The organism is Lunatibacter salilacus (assembly GCF_009797935.1).
GTDB lineage: Bacteria > Bacteroidota > Bacteroidia > Cytophagales > Cyclobacteriaceae > Lunatibacter > Lunatibacter salilacus.
Genome location: NZ_VOLC01000026.1, coordinates 30,533 through 49,640 on the forward strand (window position 1 = coordinate 30,533; position 19,108 = coordinate 49,640).

Below are 19,108 nucleotides of genomic sequence, written 5' to 3' on the forward strand. Positions count from 1 at the left end.
ATTTATGCAGCAATTAGATGTAATTGTAATCTTGCTTTTTACTGTAATTATACTGGTGGCAGGGTTATCATTCGGGAAAAAGGGCGGTGATATGAAGTCCTTCTTTGCTGCGGGAGGGGCCGTTCCATGGCCTATAAACGGCCTCTCCCTTTTTATGAGTTTTTTCTCAGCGGGTACTTTCGTGGTATGGGGCTCTATAGCCTATGAATGGGGCTGGGTTTCTGTCACCATTCAGATGACCATGTGTGCCAGTGGCTTTATTATTGGAAAATACCTGGCTCCGAAGTGGAAAGAAACGCAGGTCTTGACAGTCGCCCAGTACCTCACCAACCGGTTTGGAAGAGGGGTACAGCGTTATTATACTTACATATTCTTATTTCTTTCACTTGGTTATACAGGAGCTTTTCTTTATCCGGTTGCTAAAATAGTGAATGTGGTTACCGGGTTTGACATCTATTATGCCATACTGTTATTGGGAGGAATTATTATGGTCTATACGGCTGTAGGAGGGTTGTGGGCTGTTGTGGTGACAGATGTCCTTCAATTTGTTATCCTGACGGCTGCGGTTTTGATTGTTCTCCCCTTATCCTTGGATAAGGTAGGAGGGATGTCCAACTTTCTGGAGACAGCTCCCGATACATTTTTCAATATATTCAACGGGGAATATACCCCGCTGTTTATCTTCGCATTTATAGGTTACAATACCATTTTTATTGGTGGCAATTGGGCCTATGTACAGCGGTACACTTCGGTTTCGACCGTACGCAATGCAAGTAAGGTGGGTTATCTTTTTGGTGCATTGTATCTAATCAGTCCATTGATTTGGATGCTGCCGCCGATGATCTACCGGGTCATCGACCCGAGTTTGGTAGGGCTGGAATCCGAAGGTGCCTACCTGATGATGTGCATGGCGGTATTGCCTATGGGTATGCTTGGTCTAATGTTGGGAGGGATGATTTTTGCAACGGCAAGTTCGGTAAATACTTCCCTTAATTTGGCCGCTGCGGTGTTAACAAACGATATTTACAAACCTTTATTTCCGAACGCATCCAATAAGAAGTTGATGCAGGTGGCGCGAATAGCAACCTTGCTCTTTGGTTTAGGAACCGTTGGTGTGGCATTTATGGTGCCCATGGCCGGTGGAATCGTTGAGGTGGTGTTGAGTATTGGTGCGGTTACAGGTGGGGCTTTGTATGGACCGGCCATTTGGGGCCTTTTTTCCAAACGACAAACTGGAGCCTCCATTCTCTGGGTGACCGGAATAAGTTTGGGAGTCAATCTTTTTTTCAAATTTGTGTCTCCGGTGTTGATAAATATTAAGTTGGATAGGAGTGAGGAGATGTTTTTGGGTGTTGGGCTGCCAATATTATTGCTTGCGTTTTATGAATTGTGGGCACGCCAACGAGGTAGGTTCAGTAGTCAATATGCCTCATTTATTAAAGGTAAAATGGAAGTAACTGACATTGAAGATAGTGATAGTCACCGACAAAACAAGTATGGCATACGGGTGCTTGGTCTGGCATTTCTAGCCATAGGCTTCATTTTTATTGCACTGGGGATAAATGCCGATAAAGGAGCGGTTTATACCTTAGTAATGGGGGGGATAATAACGGTGCTGGGGATAACGCTTATTTGGCGGACCAGAACGGAAAATATAATAAGGGACAAAGTTGAATCAGGTAAACTGAAATGATATGATAAAGGAAAACGGTTTTCCTGAAAAGCGGAAACTAAAAGAAATTAAGGTTGAAACAGACCTTATCATCGTGGGAGGAGGTATGGCTGGGACCTGTTGTGCCATCACTGCAGCAAGAGCGGGACTACGTGTTACCTTGGTACAAGACAGACCTGTGCTTGGAGGCAACGCCTCCTCGGAGATACGGCTTTGGATTTTGGGAGCAACTTCCCATATGGGAAACAACAACCGATGGGCACGGGAAGGAGGTGTTATAGACGAGATCTTGGTGGAGAATCTGTACCGAAATCCGGAAGGAAATCCTTTAATCCTGGATACGATATTGTTGGAAAAAGTAACACTGGAACCCAGTATAAAACTCTTGCTTAATACCGCTGTACATGACTTGGAAAAAAAAGGAGATGACGAAATTTCTTGTGCACATGCATTTTGTAGTCAAAACTCTACCAGCTATGCGTTATATGCCCCCTTCTTTGTAGACGCATCAGGGGATGGCATTCTGGGGTTTTTGGCAGGTGCTGCATTCCGGATGGGAGCTGAGAAAGCCGATGAATTTGACGAAGCTTTTGCGCCGGATCATGGGTATGGCGAACTCTTGGGGCATTCACTTTATTTTTACAGCAAAGCCACCGATAAGCCTGTTCGATTTATAGCTCCATCCTATGCCCATAAAGCTTTGGCTGACTTACCGCGATTCAGGAGTTTTAATATGAAAGATCACGGCTGCAGGTTGTGGTGGGTAGAGTACGGGGGTAGGATGGATACCATCCATGAAAGTGAAACGATTAAATGGGAACTTTGGAAAGTGATCTACGCAATCTGGGATCATATCAAAAACTCCGGAGAGTTTCCCGACATGACTAACCATACACTTGAATGGGTAGGTACTATCCCCGGAAAGCGGGAAAGTCGCCGTTTTGAAGGGGATTATATGCTGCATCAAAAAGACCTTGTGGAGCAGCGTGAGCATGCAGATGCAGTTTCCTTTGGGGGGTGGGCATTGGATTTACACCCGGCCGACGGAGTATATGGGGATAAGCCCGGATGTACCCAATGGCATGCCAAAGGGGTTTACCAAATTCCCTTCCGGACCATGTATAGCCGGAATATAAATAACCTTTTTCTGGGCGGAAGAAGTATAAGTGCAAGTCATGTTGCTTTTGGTTCTTCCCGTGTGATGGCCACCTGTGCCCATAATGCACAAGCTGTGGCATTGGCTGCCAAGCTTTGTGTAGAACATAATTTGTATCCAAAAGATATATCAGCACCCAAATGGATAAAGATCTTACAAAAAGACCTGCTAAAAACAGGGCATTATATTCCCAAATTGAACCTAGAGGATTCTGAAGAACTGGTTCAACATGCCACCCTTAAGTCCTCATCTACCTTTCAACTTCAGAAATTTCCTGCGGATGGCCCTTGGAAGCACCTGGAATTTTCCATGGCCCAACTTGTTCCTTTTCCCGCAGGGCAAATTCCCGAAATGTCGGTTCCTATCAAAGCCAGCGAACCTACTACGATTCACTTACAATTACTAGCTGCTTCCAAACCGGGAAATTTCACACCTGATGTGGTGTTGGAAGAGCAGTGGATTGAGATAAATAAAGGAGAAAATCAAACGTCTTTTTCGTTTGATTATGAGTTAGTTGATCCGGGTTATCTCTTTCTTGCCTTTCATGCAAACTCTTTGGTGGAAGTGAAGTGTACCCAACAGCGGGTTAGTGGTCTGCTGACGGTTTTTCAAAAATTCAACAAGGCAGTGGCAGTTAGTAGTAGGCAAGAGCCTCCTGAGAGTATAGGGATAGATGCATTTGATTTCTGGCTGCCGGAGCGTCGGCCTGGTGGGCATAATCTGGCCATCACTTTCAGTAAGCCGTTGGATATATTCCCGACGCAGCATCTGACCAATGGAGTATTTAGACCATCCTTACTATCAAACTGTTGGGTGGCGGACCCATCGGACAGTGAACCATCACTTGATATAATCTGGGATAAAAAACAGAATATCAGTGAAATAAAATTATTCTTCGACACCGATTCGGATCATCCCATGGAATCGACTTTAATGGGACATCCGGAATCGGAGATTCCTTTCTGTGTGCCTTATGTTAAGATTTGTGCCGGAACTGGCGATCTTCTCGCTGAAATCAAAGATAACCATCAATCCGTTTTTACGCTGACATTAAAAGAAGCAGTAGAAACTAAACAGCTTAAAATTTATCTACAACATCCTAGTGCGCAGGTACCTGCCTCGCTCTTTGGCGTACTTTGCTATTAAATAATAATACCCCATGAATATAACACCCACATCCAGAATAATTTGTTTTTTACTATTCCTGTTTGGAGCGACGGATACTTTCGGTCAAAATAACCTCTCCCTTACAGGTCAGGCCACGGTAAGTTCCAGCCAAAGCCAATCATCGCCAAGTGCTGCTATCGACGGTGACCCGAATACCTTTTGGTCCAGTGAAGCAGAAGACCGTAGTGCCTGGTTGACGGTACGCTTGCCCGGAGCGACTGAACTGACTCGCATTTCAATTCAATTTGGACCAGAAAGAAAACCGAGTAGTAAATTCCACCTCCAGTATTTACTGAACGGAGAATGGAGAAATGTTGAGACAATTGAAAATAACACGTCAGTAAGTGTAGCTATTGAATTAAAGAAGGAATTGTTGACAGACAGAATTAGACTGGCTGCAGCGGATCAGCAACCTATGCAGGTGATTGATTTTGGTTTGTATGGTCAGGTATATGTGGATACGGTAGATTTGGCAGCGAAACCTATTCTGGTTAACCAAAGTGGGTATAACCTCAATAGGCCAAAACGTTTCTCCGCGCCGGAAATAAAGGATCAAACCCCTTTTGTTATTTCAGAAGTTGGAAGCGAAAAGGTGCTGTACGAAGGAGTTATCCAAGGTGGAAAGGGAGACTTCTCCGGATTCAATCCTGCATCTAAGGCCGAATATGTAGTCAAGTCAGCCGGAGAGGAATCCTTTCCATTTCGGATAGGACCCAACTGGTTGGAAAGAGTATCCTACAGAGGAATGCTGGACTTTATGATTGGTGCCAGGCATTATGTGGGCAATGTGGATGATATCAGGCCTATATCCTTTGAATGGAGGGATGGGGATTTTTTCAACTGGGCTATGCAAAGCCTTGTGGCAATGTATCTTTCCAATCCGGAGGCCTATGAGCGCATGGAAGTGACATCAGCCTATGTTCCAAACGAATCTTTTCCAGAAAAATACAGGGGCTTTTGGGGTAACCTGGATGCCTATGGCCCTGAAACTCCCGATATCATACAACTGATTCATTGGGATGCGGATGTTAAAGTATCAAAAAAGCTGGATCATGAGATGCAAAAAGCGGAACTGGCTCATTTTCTATATGCCTGGCCTTTTCTAAAAAAATGGTTGCCTCGACAAAATTTCGATGCTGTCTTTGCTTATGCCATCTCTGTTTGGGAAAAATCAGATGTTTCCAAGCATTCACTTTCCCAATATGACCTTAGTCCCGAACACAATCTGTTAGCCCTAAAAACGCAATTGGGAACGACGAAAGGAGAGATGCCTCCCGGGTTTTCCGTTATCCCCAATTTGATGATGTATGAAGTCGCCATTCGGGAAGGAGCTCCTAATGCGGAAAAGTACTTTCAGGCGGCATATAATCAAATGGATTGGATGATTGAGAATTTGGACTGGCATGATCCCATGACTACTAAGGGGCAACGAATGTCAGAACACATCACCATGCGGGCATTTGCATTTTTCCATACGCAATATCCAGACCGTATGCCAGAAGGTTTAAAAGAAAAAGTGGATGAGTGGGCCAAAATTGCCATTTCCCGTTCAGACAATATGTGGGATTTCCGCAAATACGATGACGATGAATGGACACCTCCCGGTTGGAATGAGACAGGAAATATATTGGGTTTTCCAGCTTCTGCCTTTGCCGCAATGACGGTATTGGAGGATTCAGAATTAAAGGAACAAATGGAGATTTTAGCGTGGTCCAATTTCGAAAATGCCTTTGGTAGAAATCCCACAGGCCGACATTTTTCCTATAAAGGTCCTGAGGAAGTAGAAGGGGTGGATTTGGGCTGGTATAGCCGGCATAAAGGGGGTATAGGACTTTTGGACGAATTGCCGTTTGTCTTTGATGGCTCCCCAAAATCCTTTCACTATCCCAACCATCCCGAGGCGGGTAACGTAGGCTGGACGGAAGGCTGGGTGCAGTTCAATACGGCTTATAATACCAGCATGGCGTATATGGCGAATTATTATACCGATATTTCTTTAACAAAGTCCGGAGACAACCAATTGCGTATCCAATTAGAAGCACCGTTAAACTTTAATCAAGAGACAGTGGACTCTGCGGATGTACAGCTTTGCAATGCAGACGGGACATGCATGCCTGTGAATTTGGTTGAAAACGACCCTTATTCTAAATTCCTGTCAGGGTCGTTGGAAATCGTTGGAAATGAAATTCGTAATAACGGCCAGGTAATTCGGCTTGAGAAAGGGGATATTCTTTCGGTTAGTTATGGGTATGGATATTTTATGAGGACGGCGGAATTGGTGTGGTAGTTTTTTAAAGGGAAATATGGTGGAAATCGGAGCGCAGCGTAGACCCTGAGGAACGTAGCGGTTCAGGGTATAGTAGAAATATGGCCTAAGGCCGAAATAGGGAAATGATATTCATTGATATTAGGGTATAGATCCAATTTTCAATTATTAATTTTGAAATACGGTAGAAATAAGGTTGAAATATGGCCTAGGGCCGAAATATTGGATACTTCTGGAAATCTGAGCGCAGCGTAGACCCTTAGGAGCGTAGGGGTTCAGGGTATAGTAGAAACCTTCCTGACGGCAGTCAGGTATCCATGAATATCAATTACAAATATTTCAATCGTAGGTTTTATTTCCACCATATTTCAGCCGTAGGCTATATTTCCATTTTATTTCGGCCGTAGGCCATACCTGCCGAAATATTGGGAATTCTTTTTGGAAAACGTTATCTTGTTTAGATTACTTTGCAATAACTATAAAATTAGAAAAACCCTCCAAAATAACCCGTTATGAATCGTTTTTTTACTGTAGGAATGATGTTTGGGCTCCTGTTTATTTCCGGAACCTGCTATTCTCAATCTCAAGTTAAAAGAGAAAGTGCCATCCCGTACCATTCCCCGGGCACCCCTCCGGAATGGGCCTTGTTACAGCGTCAGTTGATGAATGCACTTTACCCTGCCGCCATGGAATTTGTGGACAAATATACGAATCAGGACGGCACCATTATTTGGAGGGAGGAATGGCCCGGTATGGACGGTTCCGATGACGGATATGAGAGTTTCTATAATTTTCCCCTGTACTATGCCCTGGGAGGTCCTGAGGAAATAGACAAACTTTCCCGGATACTTTGGGAGGGGGTAACCCAGCAGTTTACCGGTTATGGGCAGATAGTGGATGAGTTTGACGCCGGCTACGACTGGATGCACCATGGGGAATCCTATACCAATTTTTATTTTTTCGGTTTGGCCGACCCCACGGACAAAAAAATGCGGGAGCGGGCCATCCGTTTTGCCAAGCTCTATTTTGACGACGGTACAGAAAATTCAAACTATGACAGCAAACTGCATCTTATCCGCTCACCGCTTAACGGCAGTCTAGGACCCCGTATGGTCAATACCGCCGAGGATTGGGTCACTCATAGACCTATTTTGGCCAACTACCCCTTGCCCTATGATGATATTCCGAATGTGACCTCCGGAAAAGCTTGGAATGAAGATGATAAGTTTGAATACATCTTGGAAGCCCTTAATGAGCGTATGATGAAGGGCGATGTGCCGCTAAACCTCGCTTCCACGAGTATGATGCTGAATGCCTATATGTACACACAGGATGAAGCGTACAAAACTTGGGTACTGGACTATGTGAATGCCTGGATACAGCGGACAGAACAGAATGGTGGCATTATTCCGGATAACGTCGGCTTAAGCGGCGAAATCGGAGAGCATATGAATGGTAATTGGTGGGGTGGTTATTACGGGTGGAAATGGCCACATGGCATGAGAAACAAAATGGAAGCAACCACCATAGGTGCTTCGAACGCCTATTTGATTAGCGGTGATTCCTCGTATCTAAAGCTTCCTTACAGTGTGATAGACGCCGTAACCCGGGAAGGAAAAACCGAAAACGGAAGATTTGTGGTTCCTTATCGGTACGATCAGCGGGGCTGGTATGATTTCAGACCCATGCAGGCTTTTTATCCAACCCATCTTTGGTATATGTCCCGCAATCCAAGTGATTGGGAGCGGGTAAAAACCTTGGTAGATCCGGCAGAATGGTCCAGCCTAAGGTATTCCAAAGGAAAGGGAGAGGAGCGAAATACAGCTACTTGGCTGGGATATATGGACGGTGCCGCACCCGACTATCCCGTTCAAATCCTTCGGGCTACCTACAAGGAGATGCAGGATAGGCTCAAAATGATTCGAGAGGATACGTCCACTCCGGACCATCAGGATGTTCACCATTGGCTTAACCGCAACCCGGTTATTTTGGAAGGATTGGTACAAACCATGTTGGGAGCTCCAAACCATATCTATCATGGCGGGTTGTTGAATACCAGTTTACGTTATTTTGATGCGGAAAAGCAACGGCCCGGATTACCCGAAGATATGGCAGCGTTGGTTCAGAAAATTAATCCGGGAGGGGTTACGGTGACGCTGGTCAATCTGCATCCAACTGAGACAAAAAGCGTGATCGTTCAGGGTGGTATGTTTGGCGAGCATCGTATCAACCGCGTAAAGCAGGTTATCGTCTATCCGTACCAGTTTGATTCCATTGACCACAAATTCTTTGAAGCGGAAATCAGCCCTGGTTCGGTGGTGCAACTGGAGATTGAGATGGACCGTTTTCAGAATGCGCCATCCTACGCTTTCCCCTGGCATAGTGAAACGATACCCATTCAGGAAAGATCCTATGACTGATGGCAACCTGAAAATTTAGCTTTAAAATATTGAGTCCGTATGCACAATTATCTAAAAATAGTCTTCATTTTACTGCTTTTGACACAAATTGTCTCCGTGTTTGGTCAAAATACTGGAATCGAATTTGCCACTGCACGCAACGGTAAAATATTCCAAATCTTTCAGTTTCCCCATGACCAAATGCCCCGAATCGATGGGGATAAGTCAGATTGGAACATGGTTCCAGAATCCTATGTATACGGTACAGAGTTACTCAAAGACACCGAAGATGGGCATGGTACCGATATAGACCCTCTAGATCTGGATGTCCGGGTAACTGTAGGCTGGGTCAAGGGGTTAAACAGGCTTTATTTTTTGTATGAAGCATATGACGACTTTTGGGATTTTGAGCGGTTCAATCCAACGGGTTACCTCAATGATATATTTGAAATAGTGGTGGATGGGAATATGTCCGGTGGGCCGTTTATTTATAATCCGCTAATTCCTGACGCCAGAAAATGGGGCGATCATCCTGCCCATATTTTCAATCACCTATCATTTAGCGGCTATCATGCGCAAAATTACCATATTTATACGCCTCCAGCCCATAATTCTTGGGTATTGGTGTGGGGCTCGCAGCCTTGGGTGGCTGAGTTTCCACATGCGAATTATGCGTATGATTACGATTTTAATCATGGTGAAAGCGGTAAACTTACCTTGGAGTTTTGGATTACTCCCTTTGACCATGCACCATTTGAGGGACCGGAGTATGCGGTTGAAAGTAAATTGGAGGAAAACGGCATGATCGGGCTAAGCTGGTCCATATTGGATTTTGACGGCGACAAACGGGATGGTCACATCAATTTGTCCCACGATACCCGCATGGTGATGGACGCATCTTACCTTTGTGCGTTCAAACTGATGCCGTTGGAAGGCCAATTTTTAGAAAAGATTAAATCGGAATGGTCCTTTAGCTTGGTAAAAAGCGTCCCGAGAACAGTTGCCTTTCAGGATCAATCTATAGGTGAAATCACTTCTTGGCACTGGGATTTTGGCGATGGGGGTACTTCCACCGAGCAGCACCCTATATATCACTATCCGAATACGGGCGTACATTACAATGTAACGTTAGAAGTAAGCGGTCCTGACGGGACATCCAAAAAGACCCGTTTTTGGGAGGTAATTGTTCCTTAGGGATTTCCTAAAGCATAATAGGCCTATTTTCCTGAATGGACTTATGGGCGGCGGCAGCGATTTCCATAGCTTTCAGCCCGTCATCTCCGGTGGCCGGCATTCTTTCATTGTTCTGCAAAGCATCAAAAAACGCCTTTAATTCCAGCCTATAGGATTCGGCGTACCGGTCCATAAAAAAACCCAAGTTTCTCGCATGCAGTGTTCCTTCATTTCCGGAAAAGCTGTTGGTGGTCTTTAGCGGGTTTTCCGTTCGGATCATTCCCTTCGACCCAAATACTTCCAGCCGCTGATCATAGCCGTAAGCAGCTTCCCGGCAGTTTTCTATCAGGGCGGTTGCTCCATTTTCAAATGTTAGCATAACCGTAGCAAAATCGATATCCCCGGCTTTCGCAATAGCCGGACTTACCACGCTGCTACCTTGGGCAAAGACTTGAGTTACCTCACAGTCCATTTGGAATCGAGCCATATCAAAATCATGGATGGTCATATCCATCAGCATTCCTCCGGACTTTTTGATGTAGCTGATAGGAGGAGGGCCGGGATCCCTGCTGATGATATGGAGAGAGCGTATATCCCCAATCATGCCAGATTGTATGCGCTGCCTGACATCCGCAAAGTTTGGATCAAATCGCTGATTAAAGGCCAGCATAAGTGGGACACGATACTCCTTTACGATGTCAAGGGTTCTGCGAACCCTATCCAAGGATAGATCCAGGGGCTTTTCACAAAATATTGCCTTTCCAGCCCGGGCTGCGGCTTCCACATATTCCGCATGACTGTCGGTGGCTGAACAAATCAAAACGGCATCTATGTCCGGATTTTCCAAGATCTCTCGTGCATCCGCACTGGCAGATGTGACTCCCAATGATCGCGCAAATTCTTGACCGCCTAAGGAAGGATTCATCACTGCGGTTACGTTAACCTGCCTAAAATGGCTTAAACAGTTGATGAGATGTATTTTACCGATTCTTCCGATTCCTATGATACCGATGTTCATAATTCCGAGTAAATTTTGCTTAAAATTAATTTTTATTTCTTCATTTAAATAAAAGATGTGGACTTTTGGTTGATAAAACCCTAAATTGACAAATTATCAATAGGCCTATCAGACTATTTCTATGCCTCGTTTTTACGCTTTCCTAAATCAAATGTTCCAACATTTCGGTGTCTATTGGGTAACCGGGCTATTGGTTTTTGCCATTTTAGTGGCATGTAACCGGAAACAAGACCATAAGCAGCTTACTGATATCCCCGAAAACGTTGATTTCAATTTTCATATCAAACCAATTTTGGTTCAAAAGTGCTATCTCTGCCATGGCCCGGACCCCAGCAGCAGGGAAGCGGATTTAAGGTTGGATATTTTTGAAGGCGCTACCGCAAAATTGGAAAGTGGAAATACGGCTATTGTACCGGGTAAGCCGGGCAGGAGTGAATTGCTGAAAAGAATTGGACATTCGGATGCAGAAATGCGTATGCCGCCAGCAGAGATGAACCAAGAGCTCACGGCAAGAGAAATAGCATTACTGAGACAATGGATAGCGGATGGAGCCGTATATGAGCCGCATTGGGCCTTTGTTCCCCCCAAAAAAAATCAAGACGATAACCCATTATTTGAATCTCCATCTGAGGCAATTGATGCGCTTATTTCGAGAAAAATGGATGAAAATGGGTTAATCGCTTCGCAAAAAGCTAGCAAAGAAACGCTTCTTCGCCGCTTATCCTACGTCCTTACCGGGTTGCCACCGACTCAGGAAGAACTGAAAGCTTTCTTGGAAGATGATGGGATAGAAGCCTATGAACGCCAAGTCGATGAATATTTGGAATCCAAAGCTTTCGGGGAACGCTGGGCGAGGCATTGGATGGATGTGGTCCGTTATGCTGAAACCAAAGGACACGAATTTGACTATGTTATTCAGGGGGCTTGGCGTTATCGGGATTACCTGATTAGGGCGTTTAACGAAGATATTCCTTATAATCAGCTAGTGCAGGAACAATTGGCTGGGGATCTGGTGGAGCGTCCTAGAGTCCATCCCATAGATAGGACAAATGAATCCATTTTGGGAACAATGTTTTATGCGCTGGGAGAAGGGACCCACAGTCCGGTAGACACCCGTAAAGATGAATCTGACCGCATTGACAACATGATTGACGTTACGACTAAGGCGTTTCAGGCCCTAACCGTAGCTTGTGCCAAATGCCACGACCATAAATTTGACCCCATCCCCACAGCTGACTACTACGGGCTTTACGGCATTATGGAAAGCACCCGTTTTTCCCCCGTTCCAACGACATCCCCTTTACTGGTGGAGCAAACCATTGAAGAGGCTGAGCGGCTGCAGGCCTTTATTCGAAAGGAATTTGCCAAAAATTTGAAGGTGGATACGCAGGAGCAAAAGATGCCTGTACAGCTCACTTCTTTGATGTCTGACGTGAATGAAAGCTTAACTATTCGGGTGTTGGGCGATTTTAGGGGGCAGGATTTTTCAGGCTGGAAAAGTGATGGTAGAGCTTTTGGACCTAAAACAACTTTGGGGAGGCCGATTTTCCATTCGGATAAAAAACGCCTGTCTAAACTGGATGAAGGAAAAGCTTCTAGTAGGTATTACAGCACCGGGATTTTTGGGGCGTTGCGTTCTCCGAATTTTGTTGTAGACCAGGATTACATTGGTGTTCGTGCAAAGGGAAAAAACGGCACAATTCGAATAGTGATGGATAATTTTCAATTGATCCAATACCCCATATATGGAGGGATGAGTCAGACGGTACAGACAGAAGAATGGGAAAACCTAGTATTTGATATAGGTCAGTGGAAAGGACACAAAGCTTACATTGAGGTGTTGCCAGGTGCATATAAACAACACCGCTACGTGCAGCAGGAGGAGGATTATGTGGAGGTCGAATATGCCATCTCTTTTGACAATGAATGGCAAGAACCTACACTAAACCCATCAGAGACTAATTTGGAGTTGCGGGAAATAATTGGGAATTGGGAATCCCATCAGTCCGATCCAGTTGAAATAGCCTATCTTAACAAGTTTCTTTCAGAAAATCAATCAGTAGAATTAAAAGTTACCCAAAGAGAGGCAGTTGACAAATGGGAAATGTTGACGAACCAAGTCAAAGATTCTGTCTATTTCAGTGGCATTTCCGAGGGGTTCAAAATTGAAAGCCCGGTCTTTGTCCGTGGAAGCCATTTGGACTTATCTCCAGATTTGGTTCCCAGGGCGTTTTTGCCTGGAATTACTAAAAGCACCCCTGTAATTGAGAGCCCTGGTAGTGGGCGGATGGAAATGGTTCAGGCAATATTATCGCCCGAAAATCCACTTACCTCCCGGGTTATGGTTAACCGGATTTGGCATCATCTCTTTGGAAGAGGAATTGTGGAGACGGTAGATAATTTTGGATTGCAGGGAAAATTACCCACACATCCGGAGTTACTGGACTTTCTTGCAATTAGTTTTCAGGAAAATGGATGGTCAGTAAAGCAGCTGATTCGGTCAATAGTACTAACGGAGACCTTTCAACGGGCTACTTTTGCGGACCGATCAGTTCAGGAAAAAGACCCGGAGAATCTTTATCTGGCAAGATACCCAGTTCGGAGATTAGAAGCTGAGGCCATTCGGGATGCTATGCTGCAGGCGGCCGGAAACTTGGATACGGCTTCGTTTGGTCCTCCCGTAAAAGTTCATTTAACCAGTTTTATGCAAGGTAGGGGAAGGCCTGGCGATTCCGGACCCTTGGATGGAGACAGAAGAAGGAGCGTTTATATAGAAGTAAGGCGCAATTTTCTTAGCCACCTGCTTCAAACCTTTGATTTTCCTACTCCCTTCAGCGCTTTCGGGAGGCGGGACGTAACGAATGTACCCGCCCAATCCCTGATGTTGATGAATGATCCTTTTGTGACCCATCAAGCGGAAATAATGGCAAGGAACCTTATGGAATTTCCCGACGTGGATTATGAAAGCAGGATTCACCGCATTTACCAACGGTTATTTACCAGAAATCCCACTGCAGAGGAAATGTCTTCGGCAGTGGATTTTATCGGTCAGTGGAATGTAGAAGCTAGGCTATCCAATCAGGAAATCATGGCCAATGAAGCTTTGTGGAAAGAGTATTGCCATGCCCTGTTTAATGTAAAAGAATTTATTTACCTGATGTAATGCCTTGAAATCGAGCATGACGGGAACATCACACAGTGGGATGATTATCATGGCGAGATTCCATATGGCCGCTTAAAAACAATTATAAACATATGAAAAACCAACTGAACCGTCCTATGGGACGAAGGGAAATGCTGGAATACTGCAAATGCGGTTTTGGCTCGCTGGCCTTTATGGGAATGCTTGGCGGAATGGTCACCTCGTGCAAGCCGTCACTTAGGCAGCCCTCGCCGGGACAAATATTGGACAGATTGGCTCAAACTCCCGATTTTATCCCCAAGGCAAAAAACGTGATTTTCCTTTATATGGACGGAGGAGTTTCCCAGGTTGATTCCTTTGATCCAAAACCTCAGTTGGCTAAAGAAAACGGACTGGATCCCAAATTCAAAGTGGACGCCACCCAGTTTAACAACAACGGGAAAATTCTTATGAGTCCGTGGAAATTCAAGCAATATGGCGAATGTGGCATGCCTGTTAGTGAGCTTTTCCCCCATATTGCCACTTGTGTAGATGATTTGGCTTTGATTCGGTCCATGGTATCCAATTTTCCGGAGCATACTAATGCCAATTATTTTTTACATACGGGAAGTGGGCTTCAGGGAAGACCCAGTATGGGTGCTTGGGTGACTTATGGCCTTGGAACGGAAAACAGTAACCTGCCCGGTTATGTTGTGCTCAATGGTGGCCTTATACCTCCTGGCGGTGTGGACAATTTTAAAAATGGCTTTTTGCCAGCCGATTATCAGGCCTCTTTGATGAAAGTGGGGGATGAGCCTGTGGCGAATATCAACCCCTATGCTGCCGAAAACACTTCCCAACGGGACAAACTGGATTTTATCCAAAAAATGGATCAGAGTAGGCTTGGTCATCTTGGCGGCCCGTCAGAGGTCGAAGCGGCTATATCGAACTATGAATTGGCCTATAAGATGCAATCTTCTGTGCCTGAACTGACCGAATTTAAGGCAGAGACTGAAGCCACAAAAAAGCTGTATGGGCTGTATGATGATGATCCAAACACCCGAAATTATGGGGCTCAGTGTCTGATGGCCCGAAGATTGGTAGAGCGGGGTGTCCGCTTTGTGGAGTTGACCTGTCCGATGGTCGGAAGGTCCGTGGATCGTTGGGATCAGCATAGTAATCTCAAAGACGGGCATGAACGAAATGCCCATGCGGTCGATCAGCCTATAGCCGGCCTGTTGAAAGATTTGAAATCCCGCGGTCTGTTGGAAGAAACACTGGTTGTCTGGTCAGGGGAATTTGGAAGGACACCTTTTGCCCAGGGTTCGGATGGGCGGGATCACAATCCTTCGGCATTCAGTATGTGGATGGCAGGAGCAGGGATAAAAGGAGGAACCATATACGGTCAAACTGATGATTATGGATATCGAGTTGTTGAAAATCCGGTAAGTATTCACGATCTGCATGCTACTATATTGCACCTCTTGGGTGTGGATCATCAGCATTTGACCTATCATTTTGGTGGTAGGGATATCCGGTTAACCGATGTACATGGGAATGTAGTCAACTCAGTATTAACCTGAAGAGGTGAAGGTCATGAAAAGGACGGTTAGCGATGAGTTGGGAGCGGAGAATCTCATTTCCAGGGTGGATCAATTGACGACCGATGCAATGCCTTTATGGGGAAAAATGAACCCCACAGAAATGTTGCTTCATTGCAATGCCACAAACCAGGCTATTTTGAATTGGGAGGGAAAAATAAGAAAAGCGACTTTTCGCCAAAAACTGGCGAAATTTGTCTGGATGAATCTGATGCCGAACTTTCCAAAAAATGTAAAGGGAGTAAAAAAATTCGATATGAAAGGTTTAGTGGATTCGGGTAAATTTGAAGAAGAAAGAAAGACGTTCATCGACTTGTTGCGCCAGTTTCCCATGCACCAAAAACCACTGATTTCTCCCCATCCGTTTTTTGGTCCCCTGAATACTGCCGAATGGGGGAAAGTGATCTGGAAGCATTTAGACCATCATTTAAGACAGTTTGGGGTGTAGGGAAGAATTAAACTTCTTCCTTAACTTTCTTTGAAGCATTCTTTAATATGTCCTTCAGTCTTTCAATATCCAAGGGTTTTGAAATATAGTTATCCATTCCGGAATCAAAACACAGTTGCTTATCTTCTTTCATGGCTCCGGCTGTCATGGCAATTATCATCGGATCGGTATCCTTGTTAAGTTTGCGTATCTCCACAGTTGCTTGCAATCCATCCATTTCCGGCATCTGAACATCCATTAATACAACATCGAAATTCTTCGTCCTAACCATTTCAACAGCTTCTATCCCGTTATTAACAAATTCAGGATCATAGCCCAATCGGTTAAGTATAATGAATATAAGTTTCTGATTTATAGGTGTGTCTTCTGCCACCAAGATACGTAGCGGATATTTACTGCAAAAGCCAGCCTCTAGCTTTTTCTCTGGTTGCACAGGGTGCTGGGTGGGAGCAGGTTTACTGTTTAAACCCAAATGAATGGCCTGGATTAGCTGATTGTATTTAACCGGCTTGTTGAGGACTCTGGTAAAGAGTCCAGGGTGTTTTGTTTTAGATTGATCGCCTATGGAGCTTAATAGGATGATGGATTTATGCTGGAATCGGTTGCGTATTTCGATAGCCAAATCAACGCCGTTTTTCTGCGGCATATCCATGTCGGTTAAAATAAGATCAATGTCTTTCTCTTTTCCTAGAATTTCCAGGGCATTATCTGCACAGGAGGCCGAGAAGGGTTTCATACTTAGGTTTTCCAATTGGAGAGCAAGGATTCTCAAATTGGTGAAATTGTCGTCTACAATAAGGACTTTTCTGCCTATAAGATTGCCATTATCTGGTTTTGGATCAGTATATAATCCTTTATCAGACGCCCTCAGGGGAAGGGTGAAATAAAAGGTGCTGCCTTTTCCCTCCCTGCTTTCAACGCCTATGTCGCCTCCCATCAGGTTAGTTAAAAGTTGACAGATAACCAATCCCAAACCAGTACCACCATATTTTCTGGTAGTTGAGGCATCCACTTGCGAAAATGATCTAAATAGGCGGGGAATTTTGTCTTTCGGAATGCCAATTCCTGAGTCTTTCACCGAAAACTTAAGGATCCAGTTTTCCGCGTTATTTGAAACTACAGAGACGTCAATTAAGACTTCGCCAATAAAAGTAAACTTGATGGCATTATTCACCAAATTCATCAAAACCTGCTTTACCCGCATCCCATCAGCCCACATAGACTCAGGGATTTCTTTCGGAAGGTGGTAGATAAGGTCAATTCCTTTTTTGGAAGCCTCTCTGGAAAACAAATCCAAGACATCTTCCAGGCAAGTGCGTAGGTTGAAATCATGGGGATCTATTTCCACATCACCCGATTCCAGCCGGGAAAAATCAAGGATATCATTTATGACATTTAATAGCGTTTCCCCACTGGTACAAATAATATCTGTAAACTCTCTTTGTTCTTCGTTTAATTCGGTTTCCTTCAGCAATCCGGCCATACCCAACACACCGTTCATCGGTGTTCTGATTTCATGGCTCATGGTAGCAAGGAATGTGCTTTTAGCCTTGGTCGCTTTCTCGGCGCTTTCTTTGGCTTTTTGTTCCTCCTGCCTTTGAAATTCCAATTCTTGGTTGGATTTCTTTAATTCAAGCGATTGCGTCAACAGATTTGCCTTTTGTTTTTTTAGCATGTTGGCCTGATCATACAACGTGGAAATAGATTTCATCAAGGCATGTTTTATCAGCATTAGCGAAATGGAAGCAACGATAAACAAATAGGCTAAAACCGATATAAACACGGATTCACCACCATTGTAGCCGTAAAAAAGCTCGCTGTATCCAAGGTCTTTGTAGGTAAAATACCCCCAACACAATGGAATGATACTTATAAAAAAATAGAATAGAGTCCAACGTTGGGGCAGGATAATGATGCTAAATATCAGAATGTTGAAGAAGGCAGCAACATCAAGAACCCATAAAACGCTATCGTGCATAATTACAGCGTTAGCCAATATGGGAAGAACCAGCATTACGATCTTTATGTGGGCAAACGGAAATAACCACTCTTTGTAGATAAGTAATAGGTAAAGTCCTATATGCAATAGAAAATAGGGCAAAAACAAATAGGAGTTAGCTTGAAGTTCGCCAAATAACCATACCAAGGCCACACATTGTACGTAACAAATTGCAGTGGATATGTATCCCCAAGAAAGTACCGTCAAACGCGTCCTAAAAATCGGATCCTTCGATTTGCTCAGGTTATAAAGAAATAAAGAATTTAATACCCTCTCCCACATATCTACGCCTCGAAAAAAATAGAAATTATACTTCGGTTGCTTTTTAAGTATTTGAAATACAATATGCTGACCATTAAGGGTAAAGGCATCTTGTATAGGTAAATATTGCACTTTTTTTATTAATTCAATACAAAGTCGTTACTTTTTTTATTTTTGAAATAGCTGATTAGTAATGAGATAATCTACAAAAAGTACTCCATATAATTTCAATTAATCCCTATCATTAAGCCAATCGCTATTAGTTTTTGGGACATAGATTCCGGCGAGATAATTTTTTATCCTAGCACGGAACAATGGTTAATGGAGAAAATAGATGGTTCTATTAATTCGTGTGCCCTGAAAGGTTAAACGAACATCAAATATAAGTGAAAGGAAAGTATTGAATATTTTGGAAAACTTGACACCACATTAGAATGTTAGACTTCTTAATAAGCCAGAAAGAGATCAGAATCGCCCCCCAGGAAATATTTCCATAACACCAACCCAACCCTACAGACCATATACCAATATTCCCCATAAAACGAACCCTTACCGCCCATAACCCCAAAACCCTTTTTATCCATTAAAATTACCAACTACTCCTTCCAACCCCAGATTTTCAAACCGTTGTCGCTAAATGCTTTTTGATTATTCTTAAACATTTTTTTGTGAATAAGCCTAGATGAAATAAAATAAATCATTAATTAAACACCGTAAACTTAATATTTTGATGACACGGTTTTTGGCTCGTTTCAAGACTTAAAGGGTCAATTTCGCAGCCTAAAGTAGAAGATCAATCACTCCAAGCTTTAGAAAACAGCTATAAA

At 44.0% G+C, this 19,108-nt stretch carries 10 protein-coding genes; 8 read left to right on the forward strand and 2 right to left on the reverse strand.

The annotated features are described in order from the left end of the window. Positions 1 to 4: 4 nt before the first annotated feature. From FQ608_RS24795 to FQ608_RS24815, 5 genes are all read left to right on the forward strand, one after another. A complete protein-coding gene (locus FQ608_RS24795; protein ID WP_158861190.1) occupies positions 5 to 1,693 on the forward strand; it encodes a sodium:solute symporter family protein in 1,689 nt (562 codons plus the stop codon). Between the two features lies 1 nt (position 1,694). Further along, positions 1,695 to 3,974 carry an FAD-dependent oxidoreductase gene (locus FQ608_RS24800; RefSeq protein ID WP_158861191.1) on the forward strand — a complete coding sequence of 760 codons (2,280 nt, stop codon included), beginning with the start codon at positions 1,695 to 1,697 and terminating at the stop codon, positions 3,972 to 3,974. Positions 3,975 to 3,987: 13 nt separating this feature from the next. Further along, positions 3,988 to 6,282, forward strand: coding sequence for a discoidin domain-containing protein (locus FQ608_RS24805; protein WP_158861192.1), 2,295 nt, complete (start codon positions 3,988 to 3,990; stop codon positions 6,280 to 6,282). A gap of 491 nt (positions 6,283 to 6,773) precedes the next feature. Beyond that, entirely contained in the window at positions 6,774 to 8,681 is a 1,908-nt protein-coding gene (locus FQ608_RS24810) for a hypothetical protein (RefSeq protein WP_158861193.1), read from the forward strand. Between the two features lie 39 nt (positions 8,682 to 8,720). Further along, positions 8,721 to 9,854, forward strand: a complete 1,134-nt coding sequence (locus FQ608_RS24815) for a PKD domain-containing protein (protein ID WP_234364383.1) — start codon at positions 8,721 to 8,723, stop codon at positions 9,852 to 9,854. Between the two features lie 7 nt (positions 9,855 to 9,861). Here FQ608_RS24815 and iolG read toward each other — a convergent pair whose 3' ends face one another. Next, positions 9,862 to 10,851: an inositol 2-dehydrogenase gene (gene iolG / locus FQ608_RS24820; RefSeq protein WP_158861194.1), complete on the reverse strand. Its 990-nt coding sequence runs from the start codon at positions 10,849 to 10,851 to the stop codon at positions 9,862 to 9,864. A gap of 151 nt (positions 10,852 to 11,002) precedes the next feature. On the opposite strand from iolG, the gene FQ608_RS24825 reads away from it, so the two are divergent. The 3 genes from FQ608_RS24825 (at position 11,003) to FQ608_RS24835 (ending at position 16,021) form a co-directional block, all read left to right on the forward strand. Beyond that, entirely contained in the window at positions 11,003 to 14,014 is a 3,012-nt protein-coding gene (locus tag FQ608_RS24825) for a PSD1 and planctomycete cytochrome C domain-containing protein (RefSeq protein WP_158861195.1), read from the forward strand. A 92-nt stretch (positions 14,015 to 14,106) separates the two neighbouring features. Further along, positions 14,107 to 15,555, forward strand: coding sequence for a DUF1501 domain-containing protein (locus tag FQ608_RS24830; RefSeq protein ID WP_234364384.1), 1,449 nt, complete (start codon positions 14,107 to 14,109; stop codon positions 15,553 to 15,555). Between the two features lie 13 nt (positions 15,556 to 15,568). Beyond that, positions 15,569 to 16,021, forward strand: a complete 453-nt coding sequence (locus tag FQ608_RS24835) for a DUF1569 domain-containing protein (RefSeq protein ID WP_158861196.1) — start codon at positions 15,569 to 15,571, stop codon at positions 16,019 to 16,021. A gap of 7 nt (positions 16,022 to 16,028) precedes the next feature. On the opposite strand, the gene FQ608_RS24840 is transcribed toward FQ608_RS24835, so the two are convergent. Then, the gene (locus FQ608_RS24840; protein ID WP_158861197.1) at positions 16,029 to 18,413 is read right to left on the reverse strand and encodes a response regulator; all 2,385 of its coding nucleotides are present in this window, start codon (positions 18,411 to 18,413) and stop codon (positions 16,029 to 16,031) included. Between the last annotated feature and the right edge of the window lie 695 nt (positions 18,414 to 19,108).